At 33.2% G+C, this 17,476-nt stretch carries 12 protein-coding genes; 5 read left to right on the plus strand and 7 right to left on the minus strand.

Going from position 1 to position 17,476, the window contains the following annotated elements; translation table 11 throughout:
- Positions 1-14 precede the first annotated feature (14 nt).
- The 3 genes from ccoN to Q4Q39_RS02760 form a co-directional block, all read right to left on the minus strand.
- Positions 15-2,207 (minus strand): cytochrome-c oxidase, cbb3-type subunit I, encoded by a 2,193-nt coding sequence (gene ccoN / locus Q4Q39_RS02750; RefSeq protein WP_303280834.1) that lies wholly within the window; start codon positions 2,205-2,207, stop codon positions 15-17.
- Positions 2,208-2,216: 9 nt separating this feature from the next.
- Positions 2,217-2,402, minus strand: a complete 186-nt coding sequence (ccoS, locus tag Q4Q39_RS02755) for a cbb3-type cytochrome oxidase assembly protein CcoS (RefSeq protein ID WP_303280835.1) — start codon at positions 2,400-2,402, stop codon at positions 2,217-2,219.
- Positions 2,403-2,479: 77 nt separating this feature from the next.
- On the minus strand, positions 2,480-4,855 hold the full coding sequence (locus Q4Q39_RS02760; RefSeq protein ID WP_303280836.1) for a heavy metal translocating P-type ATPase: 2,376 nt from the start codon (positions 4,853-4,855) through the stop codon (positions 2,480-2,482).
- A 107-nt stretch (positions 4,856-4,962) separates the two neighbouring features.
- Here Q4Q39_RS02760 and Q4Q39_RS02765 point away from each other — a divergent pair, with 107 nt between their 5' ends.
- Positions 4,963-5,640 carry a Crp/Fnr family transcriptional regulator gene (locus Q4Q39_RS02765; protein ID WP_303280837.1) on the plus strand — a complete coding sequence of 226 codons (678 nt, stop codon included), beginning with the start codon at positions 4,963-4,965 and terminating at the stop codon, positions 5,638-5,640.
- Between the two features lie 64 nt (positions 5,641-5,704).
- On the opposite strand, the gene Q4Q39_RS02770 is transcribed toward Q4Q39_RS02765, so the two are convergent.
- Both Q4Q39_RS02770 and Q4Q39_RS02775 read right to left on the minus strand, forming a co-directional pair.
- Positions 5,705-7,651, minus strand: coding sequence for a S9 family peptidase (locus Q4Q39_RS02770; RefSeq protein WP_303280838.1), 1,947 nt, complete (start codon positions 7,649-7,651; stop codon positions 5,705-5,707).
- A 2-nt stretch (positions 7,652-7,653) separates the two neighbouring features.
- Complete coding sequence (locus tag Q4Q39_RS02775; RefSeq protein ID WP_303280839.1) at positions 7,654-10,869, minus strand: VPS10 domain-containing protein; 3,216 nt, start codon at positions 10,867-10,869, stop codon at positions 7,654-7,656.
- Positions 10,870-10,976: 107 nt separating this feature from the next.
- Between Q4Q39_RS02775 and Q4Q39_RS02780 the strand changes: the two genes are divergently transcribed.
- The 4 genes from Q4Q39_RS02780 to Q4Q39_RS02795 all read left to right on the plus strand — a co-directional run bounded on the left by Q4Q39_RS02780 (position 10,977) and on the right by Q4Q39_RS02795 (position 15,206).
- Positions 10,977-12,107, plus strand: coding sequence for a vWA domain-containing protein (locus Q4Q39_RS02780; protein ID WP_303280840.1), 1,131 nt, complete (start codon positions 10,977-10,979; stop codon positions 12,105-12,107).
- 83 nt (positions 12,108-12,190) lie between these two features.
- A complete protein-coding gene (locus tag Q4Q39_RS02785) occupies positions 12,191-12,553 on the plus strand; it encodes an endonuclease domain-containing protein (protein WP_425555742.1) in 363 nt (120 codons plus the stop codon).
- 358 nt (positions 12,554-12,911) lie between these two features.
- Positions 12,912-14,378, plus strand: coding sequence for a magnesium chelatase (locus Q4Q39_RS02790; RefSeq protein ID WP_303280842.1), 1,467 nt, complete (start codon positions 12,912-12,914; stop codon positions 14,376-14,378).
- A 390-nt stretch (positions 14,379-14,768) separates the two neighbouring features.
- Entirely contained in the window at positions 14,769-15,206 is a 438-nt protein-coding gene (locus Q4Q39_RS02795) for a T9SS type A sorting domain-containing protein (RefSeq protein ID WP_303280843.1), read from the plus strand.
- A gap of 3 nt (positions 15,207-15,209) precedes the next feature.
- On the opposite strand, the gene Q4Q39_RS02800 is transcribed toward Q4Q39_RS02795, so the two are convergent.
- Positions 15,210-15,782, minus strand: coding sequence for a YdeI/OmpD-associated family protein (locus Q4Q39_RS02800; protein WP_303280844.1), 573 nt, complete (start codon positions 15,780-15,782; stop codon positions 15,210-15,212).
- 2 nt (positions 15,783-15,784) lie between these two features.
- Positions 15,785-17,431 (minus strand): M1 family metallopeptidase, encoded by a 1,647-nt coding sequence (locus Q4Q39_RS02805; protein ID WP_303280845.1) that lies wholly within the window; start codon positions 17,429-17,431, stop codon positions 15,785-15,787.
- Between the last annotated feature and the right edge of the window lie 45 nt (positions 17,432-17,476).

Genomic DNA, 17,476 nt, shown 5'->3' on the forward strand with positions numbered 1-17,476 from the left:
TTGGTTTTTGATGGTTATTGTTGTGCTGTTTCTACTTTAATATCGGTTCCTAAACGTTGTAAATAGGCTATAAGCGCTACAATTTCTCTATTTTTCATTTCGATAAAGTCTTCTCCATTATCTGAAGCATATTTTTTATCAGCTTCATATGTTTTGGCAAAATCAGGATCTGTATAAAGGTTTTGCTCTATTTTTGCTCCTTGTGCTAACATGTCTTTCTGTGCATTAGTAATGTCTTCTTCTGTATAAGGAACACCTAATGTTACCATAGCTTCCATTTTAGCTTCAGTCATCGATTTATCCAATTTACTACTGCTACCAGTTATCAACCAAGGGTAACGCGGCATGATAGATCCAGACGATGTACTTTGAGGGTCGTACATGTGGTTAAAGTGCCAATTGTCTGAGTATTTGCCTCCTAATCTGTGTAAGTCTGGTCCCGTACGTTTACTTCCCCAAAGGAATGGATGATCGTAAACAAACTCACCAGCTTTGGAGTATTCCCCATAACGTTCTACTTCACTTCTAAAAGGTCGAATCATCTGTGAATGACAACCTACACAGCCTTCCCGAATATATATATCACGCCCTTCTAATTCTAAAGGTGTATAGGGTTTTACACTGGCTATGGTTGGAATATTAGATTTTACCATAATGGTTGGTACAATTTGGATAACACCACCAATTAAAATAGCAACGGTTGCTAAAAGTGTTAATTGGATAGGTCTGCGTTCTAACCAAGTGTGCCATCCTTCACTAGCAGTACGTCTTTTAGTAACACGTTCGAGTGCTGGAGCTTCAGCTAATTCATTTTCAACCTTGCTACCTTGCTTGATAGTAACAATAACATTGTAAACCATGATTAACATTCCTGTAAGGAATAAGGTGCCTCCAATGGCACGCATCCAATACATAGGCATGATTTCTGTTACGGTCTCTAAGAAGTTACCGTAAACTAATGTACCATCAGGATTGAATTGTTTCCACATACTTGCTTGAGTAAAACCAGCAACATATAATGGTAAAGCATACATGATGATACCTAGTGTACCAATCCAAAAATGCAGGTTGGCTAATCCAACAGAGAATAGTTTTGTTTTGAAAAGCTTAGGGACTAACCAGTATATCATACCAAAGGTTAGAAAACCGTTCCATGCTAAAGCCCCTACGTGTACATGTGCAATAATCCAATCTGTAAAGTGAGCAATAGCATTAACGTTTTTAAGTGATAGGGTAGGACCTTCAAATGTGGCCATGCCATAACCTGTAATGGCTATCACCATAAATTTTAAAACTGGGTCTGTACGTACTTTATCCCAGGCTCCTCTAAGCGTTAAAAGCCCATTTATCATACCGCCCCAAGAAGGCATTAATAACATGACAGAAAATGCCACACCTAAGTTTTGTGCCCATTCTGGTAAGGCTGTATATAATAGGTGATGCGGTCCTGCCCAGATGTATATAAAGATTAATGACCAGAAGTGAACAATAGATAATCTATATGAGTATACAGGTCGGTTAGCCGCTTTAGGTATAAAGTAATACATTAAACCTAAAAAAGGTGTGGTTAAAAAGAATGCCACTGCATTATGTCCATACCACCATTGTACCAGAGCATCTTGTACACCTGCATATACCGAGTAGCTTTTTAAAGCACTCACGGGTAATTCTAAACTGTTAAAAATATGAAGTACAGCAACAGTCACAAAAGTTGCTATGTAAAACCAGATAGCAACATACAAGTGGCGTTGTCTTCTTTTTAGAATGGTACCAATTAAATTCCATCCAAAAACAACCCAAATAACAGCAATAGCAATATCAAACGGCCACTCTAACTCGGCATATTCTTTAGATGTTGTATAACCTAAAGGTAATGTGATTGCTGCACCTACTATAATAAGTTGCCAGCCCCAGAAATTTATTTTACTTAAGGTATCATTAAACATTCTGGCTTTTAATAGACGTTGCGTAGAGTAATAAACGCCCGCGAAAATAGCATTACCAACAAAAGCAAAAATTACGGCATTGGTGTGCAATGGTCTTAATCGACCAAAACTAAGCCATGAAATACCATCGGTAAGATTAGGGAATAAAAACATAAATGCTAGTAGCAAGCCTACCAACATACCCACTACGCCCCAAAGCATGGTGGCGTATATGAAATTTTTAACGATCTTATTATCGTAATGAAATTGCTGCATTTCCATAATTATAGTTTAATCTTTTTTGGTTAGTATTGTTTTATCGGAATTGTCTTTAACGAGTTCGTCTTCAAATAGCATTCTTACTGAAGGCGTATAACTATCGTCATACTGTCCTTTTTTTACAGCTACAATAAAGGCTATAAAGAAACCAACAGCTACAATGATGCTTATAGCTAATAAAATATAAATAACACTCATACCTACTTGAAGTTATGGTTCAAAATTACTGTCATACCTATTGTTAAAAAATGACTTTTGTCATGTTCTATATCTTATTAATTTAGTTTCCTTCCTGAAATATTTGTTGCTATGGTTGTAAAAGCGACTATACTAATAGAACTAAGCGGCATTAATATCGCTGCTACAACTGGAGCCAACTGACCCGTTACCGCAAAATAGAGTCCGATACTATTATATATGAATGATAGTAAAAAGCTCCATTTTATAATTTTTATAGCTGATTTAGATAGTTTTATATAATTAAATAATTGGTTGAATTTTGAAGCGTCTAAAATGGCATCGCAGGCAGGGGAAAACACGTTTACATTTTCTGAAATAGCTATCCCAACATTACTTTGTGCCAAAGCACCAGCATCGTTTAATCCATCACCTATCATTAAGACATTAGCGCCTTCGTTTTGATGGTATTTAATGTATTCTAATTTGTCTTCTGGTTTCTGATTGAAAAGTAACTTTGTTTTAGTAGGGAGTAACTTGGTTAAGTTCTCTTTTTCACCTGCATTATCGCCAGATAGAATGACTAGATCATACTCTTTTTTAAGCGTATTAAACAGTTGTGAGATGCCTTTTCTATAGGCATTGTAGAATGTAAACTTGCCTTTGTATTGATTGTTAGTGCTTACATGCACTGTGGTATTTAATGTTGCTGTATCACTTGTATGACCAACAAAAGAAGCAGATCCTATTTTTATGTTATCATCTTTGTGTTTTGCTTCAATGCCTTTTCCTAAAAATTCTTCATAGGTGTCTAAAGTGAGAATATCATGCTTATTCAAGATATTATATAAGGATCTGCTTAATGGATGATTAGATCCTCGTAATGTACTTTTTAATAAGGTTTCTTCATCTAAAGAAAGCTCAGAACCTTCATAATTTATAGACGTTTCTTTGTTTGCTGTTATTGTGCCAGTTTTATCAAAAATGATGGTGTTTATTTTTGCCAATTGTTCAATGACGCTGGCATTTTTCAAATAGAATTTTTTCTTGCCTAGAATTCGCAATATGTTTCCAAAAGTGAAAGGAGCCGATAGGGCAATGGCACACGGACATGCGATGATTAATACCGAAGTAAATACATTTAGTGCTTTACTAGGGTCTGTTAATAACCAAAATGAAGTGGCGGTTAATGCGATTAGTAAAATAGCAATCGTGAAGCGTTTACTAATACTATTGGTAATGTTTGTAAATGATAGTTCTTTGTCTTTTTTAAATACATCATTACTCCAAAGTTGAGTTAGGTAACTTTGTTCCACCGATTTTAATACATCAACTTCAATACTACCATCTAATTGTTTTCCACCAGCAAACAATTTGTCGCCTGATTGTTTTGAGACTGTTTTAGATTCACCCGTAACAAAGCTATAATCTATACGTGCTGTTCCTTTGATTAAAATACAGTCTACAGGAATAAGTTCCTCATTTCTAATGAGTAATCGATTGCCTTTTTCAATATCGTATACTTGTATGGATTCTTCTGTACCTTCTAATGTTATTTTTGTAATCCCAATAGGAAAATATGATTTGTAATCGCGTTCAAAGGATAAAAAAGTGTATGTTTTTTGTTGGAAAAACTTTCCTAGTAATAAAAAGAAGATAAGCCCAGTTAAGCTATCAAAAAAGCCAGAGCCGGCATCAAAAATAATTTCAGCAGAACTTCTAACAAATAATACTAAAACACCTAGAGCAATGGGGACATCAATATTTAAAATTTTTGACCGAAGTCCTTTAAATGCAGAAATAAAATAATCTTGTGCTGAATAAAAAACAACAGGAAGTGAAAAGAAAAACATCAACCATCTAAAAAGAGGTTTATACTTTTCTATCCAAAATCCATCCACTTGAAAGTACTCTGGAAATGATAAAAACATCACGTTTCCAAAAGCAAATCCAGCAATTCCTAATTTATATATTAAGGATCTATCTACATGTTTTTTACCAACACTATAATCGTCTAAACTTATAAAGGGTTCGTAACCAATGCTACTTAATAATGCTACGAGATTTTTTAATGTAAGTGATTCGCTATTAAAAGTAACTCGCACATTTTTTTTGCCAAAATTTACTACAGATGAGCTAATCGCTGGATTTAGTTTGTTTAAATTCTCCAAAATCCAAATACAAGAACTACAGTGTATATGTGGAATATATAATGTAACGATTTGAGTATCGTCGTTATTAAATTCCAGTAATTGTTCTACAATTTTTGCATTATCTAAAAAATTGTATTTGCCTTCTACATCTTTAGGAGTTGCACCAGGGGCTTGCTGTAAATCGTAGTAACAGGTTAAATCGTTTATAGAGAAGATTTCATAAACCGTCTTACAGCCATTACAACAAAATGACTTATTGTCAAATGTAATTGTAGAGGATGTAGCATCTAACCCACAATGAAAACATGTGTTATTGCTCATTTTTATTTGCTCATTTATACCTAATACAAAGGTTGTGACTTAATGATTGTTTTAATATGATAATTGTCATGTTTTCTTTATTTTTACATACTTAGTTATTAATTATTATGGGCAAGTGCGAACAATGTATTATTAAACAGTTTAATTCTCTTAAGTCTTTGACTAAAGATGAGTTAGTACGTATTTCTAATTGTAAAACCTCTCACATTATAAAAAAGGGGACTGTTATTTTTGAAGAAGGAGATGCTATAAATGGCGTTTATTGCGTTAAAGATGGTATTTGTAAACTTTCTAAATTAAGTGAAAACGGTAAGGATCAAATAGTGAAAATGGTTGTTAAAGGCCAATTACTGGGGCAGCGTTCTCTTATAAGTGACGAGAATTCTAATTTACAAGCAACGGCCTTAAATGATATGGAAGTTTGTTTTATTCCTAAGAGTGAAATCATTGCAGACCTTCAAAAGAATCCGAAGTTTTCATTTGATGTATTGAAAGAAATGGCACATGATTTAAAGGAAGCTGATGATATTATAGTTAATATGGCTCAAAAATCGGTGAGACAACGATTAGCAGAAGCTTTAATATATATACATAATAGTTTTGGAGTGAATCCAGATGGTACACTTAGTGTTTTATTATCTCGTGAAGATTTTGCCAACATTGTTGGTACTGCTACAGAGTCGGCAATACGGGTTTTATCTCAATTTAAAAAGGAAGGACTTATTTCTACTATTGGTAAGCAAATAAAGATTGAAAGTATAGAAGGTTTAAAACGGATAGAATAAAGATGTTCACCATTCTATTAAAATAAAAAAACGCTCTGAAATTTTCAGAGCGTTTTTGCTTTTTTTAGCTTTCAGTTTCTGCTTCTATTTCTTTTACGGGAATTTCACCATCTACAGGAGCATTTTCTTTTTTAAGATACGTGTCTAAAAAGTTGAGTATGCTACTATAAGCTTCAATTTGATTTTCTTTTTTCACAAAACCATGACCTTCATCTTCAAATAAAACGTATTCTACAGGAATACCATTTTTACGAACACCAGCCACAATTTCATCAGATTCTACTTGTAAAACTCTAGGGTCTTTAGCACCTTGTAAAACAATCAAAGGTTTGGTTACTTTATCGGTGTGGAATAGGGGAGATATTTTACGTAATCTTACTGAGTCTGCTGTATGCGGATTACCCAATTCTTTGTAAAGAGCCTCTTTAAAAGATTCCCACCATGGCGGAATGCTTTTAAGTGTGCGTAGCCAGTTTGTAACCCCAAATATATTAACTCCTACAGCAAATTCCTCTGGAGTATAAGTCAATGCAGCCATCGTCATATATCCACCATAAGACCCACCCATAATACCAATTTTACTAGCATCAATTTGTGGCTGTGAGGCTAACCAATTTTTACCTTCTACACAATCTTGTAAATCTTTTTCACCATGATTGAGATCATCCATTTGGAAAAACGTTTTACCGTATCCGCTGCTTCCACGATTATTTACTGCCAAAACTGCATAACCATGATTAACAAGGTATTGTGTTAAAGAATTAAAATTTTGCCTGCTTTGCCCTCCAGGGCCACCATGTACTAGAACTAGAGCAGGAACTTTATCTTCAGCCGAAGCCTGATGTGGTAAATAATAAATCGCAGGAATTTCTACACCATCAAAAGACTTATATCTGATTACTTTAGCTGTTACTAAATGATTGGCATCAATGTCTTTATTGAGTACATCTGTAAGTTGGTGTAATTCTTTAGAGGCAAGGTTGTATATAAACAAATTTGAGGGACTATTGGAACCACCAACATACATACGCATCATGGTTTCGTCTCTAGAAATCCCCACACTGGTTATACTACCATTTTGAAAATCGGGAAGCTCCAAGTTTTTACCAGAAGCCATATCCATTATTTCTATAACGTTTTTAGCATCTTCATTTATAAAACTTACCATGTATTTCTCATTATGAGTAAAATAAATACCGCTTACATCCCAAGATCTTTCTAAAACTTTTTTCCTTTCGCCTGTAGCGATATTATATTTCATAACATATGAAAACTCAGCGCCATCATCTGTAGTATAATAAAGTGTTTTGCTATCTAAAGAGAAATCTTCAGCAGAATTACTACTTTGGTTTTCGTTGACTTTGGTAAGTGATTTATCTGTTCTATTATAGATAAAAATATCACTGTCGTTTGTGTTAATCGTTTTGCTTAAAGCCAAGAGGTTTTTATCACTAGAAATAGCATTAAAGCTATAGCCTTTATCATTTTGATAAATGAGTTTAGAAGACAGATCCTCAACAGTCATTTCATAAACATCCATATAACGCTTGTCTCTTTTATTAGAACCATAAATAAAGCTTTTTCCATCGTGAGACCATCCATAAAAAGAAGCTCTGGCTCCCTCGTCTGGTGTTAGTTCTGTAATAGTGCCGTCAATGTCTCGTAAATAGATATGATAAATTTCATCGCCATTACCATCGGCTCTATATAACATGCGTTCATCATTTGGAAAATAAGAAATACCAAAAACAGATGAAGAATCTGATGTCGTTATAGGCGTAAAGTCACCACCACTAGATGGCACTGTGTACATGTTATAAATTCCAGATCGATTACTGGACACTAATAATTTTGATTTGTCCGGAGAAAAACTTCCTCCACCTACAGCTTCATTATCCATGAACTGTTCAATCGTGTACTCTTTTAAATTAAGAGCGACTTCTTTTGTTTGTTTTTCTTTTTTACAAGAGATAAACAAAACCAAAAGGACTAAAGTTACTAGTTTATTCATATTTAATTGATTTTAAATGATTTTACATCTTTGAAAGGAGAGAGTTTTATGTTTTCAATTGAATTTTTGTAGGATTTCCAGTCTTCATTAAAAAAAGTATTTGTTTTATCAAGCCCAATTTTTAAAGCGTCTTTCGCATGTTTTATAAGTGTAGTTTCAGTTGAGGTTAATCCATTTTGTCTGGATTGAACATAACCATTTGCTGAACTAATACGCTGATTAATATTAACTTCGGGATTACGTGTTATACCTTGCCTTTTATCTTCTTTTCCTAAAAACAAATTAATGATATCGTCAATTTTTTTAACAATATCTTTTGACGCTTTTATTTGATCTTTATATGATTCTGTATCTAATTTTTTTAATTCAGATTGATATTTTTTAGCAATTTGTTTGCTTTCTACTAGTTGTTTTATAGCATCAGTCATAGTTTGTATCATGCTTTCAATATTTTTTGAAGCCTGATAAACCTCGTTGATTGCGTTATCAGATTTATTTAAACGGGGGTCATTCTCGATCGTGATTATTTCTTCGGAAGTTTGATCTCCAAAAGCCAATACTATTTTATAAGTCCCAGGTTTTACTCTAGTGCCTCTTGGTTCATTTTTATTTTTATTAATTTTTCGAGATGGTCTTTGTGGTCCTTTTTCATTCATGTGCCAGATCCATTTATGCAGCCCTGTTTCTTTATGTGCTTTTCGTTTTAATGTTCTTATTAAATGCTCTCCATCATAAATTTTCATAGTTAGGGAATCCCATTTAACCTGAACTTGATTCAGGTGCTCATCCACTGTGTCGTCAGTATCACCAGCATCTTCTTTATTATCTTCATCAGACGATTCTTTTTTATCAATGGTTACATAATAGGAAATTGACGCACCAGATTTTCTGTTTTCTCCATGATACATCGCATCACCTCCAAAACGAGTTCCTGTTGGTTGTTGATAGGCAGCCATGTAAGCCGTGGGTGGCTGAAATAATTCTAATTTCTGATTAAGGATTTGCTGATTCTTAGCAATGGCTCGCAATGGACGTATATCGTCTAAAACCCATGCCGCACGACCAAAAGTTCCAATAATTAAATCGTGTTCGCGAGGGTGAATAATTAAATCTTTTACAGGAACAGTAGGAAAGCCTTGCGTCCATTTTATCCATGTATTCCCGGCATCAAGTGAGATGTATAGACCATCATCTGTTCCTAAAAATAATAGGTTTGGGTTTTCAAGATCTTCTACGATTGATAATGTATAGCTTTTTACATCTTTATCATCTACAATACGTTGCCATGTTTTTCCATAATTCTTTGTCCTATAAGCGTAAGGAGTATAGTTAAAACGCCTATAATCATTGGCTATTAAAAGAGCTTCACCTTTATTTTTATTAGACGCTTTTATTTGAGGAATCCAACTTCCAGAAGGTAAGTCTTTAATATTTTTTGTGACATCTGTATACGTTTGTCCGCCATTTTGAGTAATATGCACGCGACCATCATCTGTACCAATCCAAAGCATATCTTTTTCTAAAGGAGAGGGTTCAATAACTAAAATGGTGCAATGATTCTCTGCCCCAGTGGCATCTAAGGTTAATCCTCCACTTTCGCTTTGCTTTTGTTTTTCGAGATCATTTGTTGTTAAATCTTCAGAAATAACGATCCATGTCAAGCCTTTGTCGGTTGATTTATGAACAAATTGACTTCCAAAATACAAGGTGCTAGAATCAAAAGGATCAATATTAATAGCCGAATTCCAATTAAACCTAAGTTTTACTTTGGCATCAGGATGTGTTGGTTTTACAGTATAATTATTTCCAGTTTCAGAATCGTATCTACTTACATAACCTTGTTGACTCATAGACCAGCCAAAACGTGAATCTTCTTTGTCTGGAACCACATCAAAACCATCACCAAAGCTTATTTCTTGCCAGTAGGAATTTCTAATACCTTGCGAGCGCCACACATATGCAGGGCCTTTCCAAGAACCATTGTCTTGCATACCACCGTATACATTATAAGGAATATCATTATCGACATTTATATGATAAAATTGAGCTACAGGTAAGTTTCCAATGAAACGCCAAGTTTTACCACCGTCTTTAGTGATATTTAATCCGCCATCATTACCATCTATCATAAAATTACCATTGGTAGGGTGTATCCACCAAGCATGATGATCTGGGTGAATACCATTGTCTGTACCATAAGCAGGCATGAGTTGCGAAAAGTTCTTACCACCATCTTGGCTAACATTTACATAGGTATATATACTGAAAATTCGATTTTCATTTTGAGGATCTACATAGATTTCAGAATAATAAAAAGGGCGATTACCAATACCGCTTTTATCATTTACTTTTTTCCATTTAAATCCGCCATCTTCACTTTTATATAACGCATTTTTTTTAGCTTCAACTAGTGCGTAAATAATATTAGGTTTATTTGCAGCAATAGCAATACCTATACGTCCTAAGTTTCCTTTTGGTAAACCATCTTCATCAGTTAGTTTTTTCCAGGTTTCACCACCATCGTGCGTTATATGTAAACCAGAACCTTCACCACCAGAGTTGAAAAACCAAGGATCACGTTTATGTTCCCACATCGCAGCAATGAGTTTATTGGGATTCGTAGGATCCATAACTAAATCTGCAGCTCCAGTTTTATTGTTAACAAATAATATGTTGTTCCAGGTTTTACCACCATCTGTTGTTTTATAAACACCACGTTCTGGATGTATGCCCCAAGGAGAACCAATAGCAGCTACATAAACAATATTTGGATTTGTAGGGTCTATAATAACACGGTGTATATGGCGAGTTTGTTCCAGTCCCATTGATTTCCAATGTTTACCACCGTCTAGCGATTTGTAAATACCATAACCACCATTTAAACTGTTTCTTGGATTACCTTCTCCGGTTCCAGCCCAAATAACACTTGGGTTAGATTGTTGAATGGCAATGGCTCCAATGGAAGCAGTAACTTCTTTATCGAAAATAGGTTCCCATTTAATACCTCCCGAAGTAGATTTCCATATCCCTCCCGAAGCTGTTCCTACATACATGATATCTGGGCTAGTATGTACAACATCAATGGCTGTAACACGACCAGACATACCACCAGGTCCAATATTACGTGGTTGCATGTTTTTTAATAAATCCATTGATAATTCTTGGCTAAATAGAGGTGTCATTACCAGAAAAAGTAACAACAGGGGAAGTTTTTTCATTGTTTAAATTTTACTCGCTCTAAAATAGTGAAAACTTATGACAGCATTAATTAAATAAATGTTAATGCTTTTAACATATAATTTAATTGTAGTATTTTTATAAAGCTATGACAAATGATAAAAATTCAAGAAAAGGATTCATATTTAAACCGTATGAAACACCTTATCAATCTCCTTTTGATAAAATTTTTGAAGTCTTCAAAGAACTCATTACGCATACTTCGGGCGATTTTGATGAAGCTATTGACTGGTTAAGAGAATTAGATAAGGAATATAAACTCACTACTGATGACTATTCTATAGACGATTTTATAGAAGACTTAAAAAAGAAAGGTTACATAAAAGAAGAGATAGAACCTGATGGTAATGGGAGTATGGCGATTACGGCAAAAACAGAACGTGCCATTCGTCAGCAGGCATTAGATCATATTTTCGGGAAGATTAAGCGCAGTGGTCAAGGAAATCATAAAAGCAAAGGGGTAGGCGTTGGAGATGAGCATACAGGAGATTTTAGAAACTATCAATTTGGTGATGCTTTAGATAAAGTATCTATGACCGAAAGTTTAAAAAATGCTCAGATTAATCACGGTATTGGGGACTTTAATTTATCTGAAGAAGATTTAGTAGTTGAAGAAACACTTCATAAATCACAAATGAGTACTGTGTTAATGATTGATATTAGTCACAGTATGATTCTTTATGGAGAAGATCGGATTACGCCTGCTAAAAGAGTCGCTATGGCATTAGCTGAATTGATTACGACCCGCTATCCAAAAGACACTTTAGATATTTTAGTATTTGGAAATGATGCGTGGCAGATTGAAATTAAAGATTTACCTTATTTAAAGGTAGGGCCATATCATACCAATACTGTAGCTGGATTGCAACTTGCAATGGATTTACTCCGAAGAAAAAGAAATACTAATAAACAAATTTTTATGATCACCGATGGAAAACCAAGTTGCTTGCGTTTACCAGATGGTGAGTATTACAAAAATAGTAATGGTTTAGATAAACATATTGTGAATAAGTGTTATGCCATGGCACAACAAGCAAGACGTTTGCATATTCCTATTACAACATTTATGATTGCTCAAGACAATTATTTAATGCAATTTGTAAGAGAGTTTACTTATGCTAACCAAGGGAAAGCATTTTATACAGGATTAAAAGGATTGGGTGAAATGATTTTTGAAGATTATGAAACAAATAGGAAGAAACGTATTAGGGGTAGTTAAAAACACAAATTGAACTTGTTCCTCCCTTATTTTTTAAGGGAGGTGGATTTTCAGAATGAAAATTCGGAGGGTTAAAAAATATTATATTGGAAAACAAAATTCATTCATTAAAATATCTAAAGGAAAAGCGTGCAGAATTAAGGCAGTCTTTAACTCCAGCAGAAGCCTTTTTATGGAAACATTTAAAAGCAAGACAATTTGAGGGGAGAAGGTTTAATAGACAGCATAGCATAAAAAATTATATAGTTGATTTTTATTGTGCAAAAGAAAGATTAATAATAGAACTAGACGGCGAAATTCATAATAATGAAATCGCTCAAGAAAAAGATAGAAAAAGAACAAAAACTTTGGAAGAACTAGGGTATAATGTAATTAGGTTTGAAAATAAAATGGTGTTTGAAAATTTAGCATCTGTTTTTATGGAGATAAAAGCTAATTTTAAATAAAACTCCTCTTTCTTCCGATTTAAAAAAATCGAAATTCATCTCCTCTTTAATTAAAGAGGAGAGTATTATAATTAAACTATAGAGTTAATAAGAAAAGTATATTAGAGGTCGTTAAAAACATAAATTGAACTTGTTCCTACTTTTCAAAAAGAGAGAAGGATTTTTCAAAGAAAATTCGGAAGGTTAATAAACAGGATGCTAAAAATGCACATATAAGTTTTAGTATTAAATAATAAGAATTGGAATAGAAATTAGGCAAAATAATATAAAGGAAGTTAGAATATAGAACATAGAAAGTGGATATAGTAATTTAAGTCTATTTTCTATAATCTAAGATCTCATTTCTAAAAAAATATATATGGAAATAAAAAACATAAAAACACTAGGAGATTTAAAAAAGGCTGAATATCAATCAAAATCTATTAAAGATGAATTGAGAGATAATCTAATTCAGAAAATAAAAAATAAAGAAACAACTTTTGAAGGCGTTCATGGTTATGAAAATACCGTAATTCCTGAGCTAGAACGTGCTATTTTATCACGTCATAATATCAATCTTTTAGGCTTAAGAGGACAGGCAAAAACGCGTTTGGCTCGTTTAATGTTGAATCTATTAGACGAATATATACCTTATGTTACAGGCTCTGAAATTAACGACGATCCGTTGCAACCTATTTCAAGATTTGCAATAGAATTGATAAAAGAAAAAGGAGACGGCACACCAATTTCCTGGTTGCATAGAAGTGAACGTTTTGCAGAAAAATTGGCAACGCCAGATGTTACTGTTGCAGATATTATTGGTGATGTAGACCCTATTAAAGCTGCTAATTTGAAATTAAGTTATGCAGATGATAGAGTGATTCATTATGGGATGATTCCCAGAGCCAATCGTTGCATATTTGTGATTAATGAATTACCTGATTTGCAAGCAAGAATCCAGGTAGCCTTATTTAATATTTTACAAGAAGGAGATATTCAAATTAGAGGCTTTAAATTGCGCTTACCTCTTGATATGCAATTTGTATTCACGGCCAATCCAGAAGATTATACAAATAGAGGAAGTATAGTAACACCTCTAAAAGATAGAATAGGTTCCCAAATTTTGACGCATTATCCTGTAAATATTGAAACAGCCAGATTAATAACGGAACAAGAAGCTAAGTTGGTAGAAGGTCAAAAACATACTGTTTTAGTGCCAGATTTAGCCAGAGATTTATTAGAACAAATTGTTTTTGAAGCTCGGGAAAATGATTTTATTGATGCAAAAAGTGGTGTTAGCGCCCGATTAAGTATTACTGCTTTGGAAAATTTGTTAAGTACTGCCGAACGTAGAGCTTTAATATCGGGAGATAAGATTACCATGTTGCGTTTGAGTGATTTTGTTGGTATTATTCCATCTATTACAGGAAAAGTAGAATTGGTTTATGAAGGTGAGCAGGAAGGAGCAGCAACAGTTGCTTATAATTTGATAGGAGAAGCTGTTAAGAGTTTATTCGATGAATTTTTTCCAAAGATTGAAAAACTAAAAAGACAAGATGACGAAAGCCCTTATGATGATATTATATCTTGGTTTTTTAATCAGAAAGATGGTTTTGAATTGTTAGATGATTTACGTGATAAAGAATATAGAAGTTTGTTGGATTCTATTACGCCTTTAGATGATTTGTTAGGGGAGTATCAACCTAATTTATCGAAACCAGATAGTTATTTCGTAAAGGAGTTTGTACTCTGGGCACTTGCAGAATTTAAGCAATTAAGTAAAAAAAGGTACACCGAAGGAATCCAATTTAAAGATCCTTATGGTAGTTTTATTAGTGGTATTTAGAAACTAGGTTTTATACCAAATAAAAATCTGGTTTGTAGATTCATAACCTATATATTAAGAACTCATTTAGACTTTTTCAATTTGCTACAAAATGGCTGTTTTCAGCTCTGTTTTTGTCTTTTTTTTCTTCCGTAGCTCTGCTATGCAACTCAAAAAAGTCTTCAACATAGGCAAAAACTTCTAATTTTCGCTTAAATCCAAAATTCTAAATGAGTTCTTAATAAAAAAAGGCAGTATCCAAAATTCTGTTTACCCAAAATTTTGGATACTGTCTCATTTAAGTAGTAGTATTTACTTTTAAGGAATCTATTTAAGGATCTTTATTTATTATGAATTAAGATCTGATTAGTAGATCAATAACGTATATAAGATAACGAAAATAGCTCCACCATGAAAAAACGTTATCCTACTACCGTTTGTTTGTTTCTATTACTTGTGAGTTTTTCCAGCGCTCAAATTTCAGAAGTAACCTTTTTAAACAGAGATTCAACATTTACAGGTGCTTATTCGACTATAGGTATGACTTCAAATGCTAAAAATTTTGTAGATAACAGTAATACTTATAATCCAATAAAAAAAACGTCTTTAAGTGTTACTGAATTGGAAGATGTCTCTTTTGATACAGGTATTAATTCAGTTCAATATTACTTGTTTATAAGTTTTAGAGTTAGCGAACATAGAACAATTAATTTATTTTCAATAAACGGTAATAAGGTGTTAAGTAAAACAGTAAATACTTCTGAAATAGAATTAGATATTAGCCACTTAAGTAATGGTCTTTATTTTTTGAATATAGAGAAGGAGAATTTTAAGATTATAAAACTATAAGTTTTACCAAGTCCCTCTATCTTTTATATTAGCTTCACATAGTCTGATAATTTCAACAATACGTTTTTGCTTAGTGTCTTCCCTTTTGGCTTGATTTAACCAATACAAGTAATTTTTTCTGTAAGAAGGTGCAAAGTTATTATAGTTATTAAAGGCTGTGGGGTTTTTATCAAATGCTAATTGAAGGGCTTCTGGTATGATACCTTTTTCAACACTGTCTAAAGCTGTCCATGAACCATTTTTCTTTCCAATTTCAATAATTTTATACCCACTTTTGTGCATTAAATTATTAGCAGTTAGCTCTTTTACATATCTTTTATTTAGAGCACTCCATACACTTTTTGGATTTCTTGGAGTGAAGCGTTGTCTTCTTTTTCCATTACCCAAGCTTTTTACTGTAGAATCGATCCAACCGTAGCAGAGAGCAACTTTTACAGCTTCTTCCCATCGCATGGAAGGCTCTTTACTTTCTACTTTATAAAAAATAAGATAAATAACTTTAGAAGTATCATGATTTTTGTGTAACCAATCTCGCCATTCTGTATCTGTTTTAAAATATAGCTCGATAGTTTCCACTTTTATAATTTTTTTACTTCAACATAAAAATCTTTATCTACTTCAAAAGAAATGATTCTTAAATCGGATGACATCGTTTTCCAATCAGGTTTTGGAAATAACCATTGGTCACTTCCATTAATTTTCACCTGAACAGGCATATCAAATTTATCAACAATATTTGTCCAACGATATTTTAATTTGTTTTTATCAATAGTATACTCAAGTGTTGGAATTTTTGTGGTTCTTAGGTACTGATTAAAAAATTCTGTTAGATCAATTTCAGTTTTTTCACTTAAATAGTTTTCAATTTGTTGCGTAGTGACCGTCTGGTGAAAAAAGTCTTTATTTAATCCGCGTAAAATTTGTCGCCATTTTTCATCATCTTCGATAAGTTGTCTAAGCGTATGTAACATGTTTGCACCTTTAAAATACATATCACTAGAACCTTCTTTATTAACATTGTAATGACCAATTAGAGGTTTGTCATTTAAAATATTTTTACGTGTACCGATCACATATTCAGCTGCAGCTTCTTTACCATAATAGTAATCTAAAAACAGATTTTCCGAATACGTTGTAAAGCTCTCATGTATCCACATGTCAGCAATATCTTTGTTGGTAATGTTATTAGCAAACCATTCATGTCCAGATTCATGTACAATAACAAAATCAAATTTTAACCCCCATCCTGTCCCTGATAAATCACTACCTAAATAACCGTTTTTATATTCATTTCCATAAGTCACAGAGCTTTGATGTTCCATACCTAAATAAGGCACTTCAACCAGTTTAAAACTATCTGCGTAAAACGGGTATTGACCAAACCAATGTTCAAAAGCCTTCATCATTTTGGGAACATCTTTAAAGTGTTCTTTAGCTTTTTCTAAATTATCTTTTAATACATAATAGTTTAAGTCTAAATGACCTCCTTGGCCATTATAAACTTCAGAGAAATTAGCATAATCGCCAATATTTATATTAATTCCGTAATTATTTATAGGGCTTTTAACAAACCAACTATATGTTTTTGAATCGGTATATTGTTCTACACGCCTTAATCTACCATTGGAAACATTCATTAAGTTTTTAGGAACATTCACACTAATAAGCATGCTGTCTACTTCATCGTACATATGATCCTTACAAGGCCACCACACACTAGCACCTAACCCCTGGCAAGACGATGCAATAAAATGGTTTCCGTTTTGGTCTTTTTTCCATGAAATACCACCATCCCAAGGTGCTTTAATTGCTTCCCTTGGATTGCCTTCATAATGAACTTCAATAGTGTTTACGTCTCCTATTTTTTGCTTTTCAATTAGACTAATAAAATGCGCATTACCATCATGCTTTATTTTTAAATCTTTACCGTTCTGTGTTGCTTTAGTAAGATTTAAGGGTGTTTGTAAATCAACTTGCATAATAGAAAAGTCTTCTAAAACAGTATATTGAATCGTATTCTTTCCAGAAATGAATTTTTTATCAGGATCTACTTTAATATCTAAATGATAATAGTTTAAATCCCACCAAGAACGTTCAGGGGTTATAGAACCTCTTAAAGTGTCTTGTCTGGTGAAATTATTTTTCTCTGAAAGTAATGCCTGAGCGTTTAAGGAAACACATGAAATTACTAAGAGAACACATAATACATATAAGCGATGAGCCATTTTTTCAATCATTCTTCAAAACTAAATAAAAAGGTTCTTAATTAT

The sequence above is a fragment of the Flavivirga amylovorans genome, from assembly GCF_030540875.1.
Taxonomy (GTDB): Bacteria; Bacteroidota; Bacteroidia; order Flavobacteriales; family Flavobacteriaceae; genus Flavivirga; species Flavivirga amylovorans.

Bases quoted from the DNA above. Each gene is read 5' to 3' on its own strand.
- ccoN (WP_303280834.1), bottom strand. From the start codon at position 2,207: ATGGAAATGCAGCAATTTCATTACGATAATAAGATCGTTAAAAATTTC.
- ccoS (WP_303280835.1), bottom strand. From the start codon at position 2,402: ATGAGTGTTATTTATATTTTATTAGCTATAAGCATCATTGTAGCTGTT.
- Q4Q39_RS02760 (WP_303280836.1), bottom strand. From the start codon at position 4,855: ATGAGCAATAACACATGTTTTCATTGTGGGTTAGATGCTACATCCTCT.
- Q4Q39_RS02765 (WP_303280837.1), top strand. From the start codon at position 4,963: ATGGGCAAGTGCGAACAATGTATTATTAAACAGTTTAATTCTCTTAAG.
- Q4Q39_RS02770 (WP_303280838.1), bottom strand. From the start codon at position 7,651: ATGAATAAACTAGTAACTTTAGTCCTTTTGGTTTTGTTTATCTCTTGT.
- Q4Q39_RS02775 (WP_303280839.1), bottom strand. From the start codon at position 10,869: ATGAAAAAACTTCCCCTGTTGTTACTTTTTCTGGTAATGACACCTCTA.
- Q4Q39_RS02780 (WP_303280840.1), top strand. From the start codon at position 10,977: ATGACAAATGATAAAAATTCAAGAAAAGGATTCATATTTAAACCGTAT.
- Q4Q39_RS02790 (WP_303280842.1), top strand. From the start codon at position 12,912: ATGGAAATAAAAAACATAAAAACACTAGGAGATTTAAAAAAGGCTGAA.
- Q4Q39_RS02795 (WP_303280843.1), top strand. From the start codon at position 14,769: ATGAAAAAACGTTATCCTACTACCGTTTGTTTGTTTCTATTACTTGTG.
- Q4Q39_RS02805 (WP_303280845.1), bottom strand. From the start codon at position 17,431: ATGGCTCATCGCTTATATGTATTATGTGTTCTCTTAGTAATTTCATGT.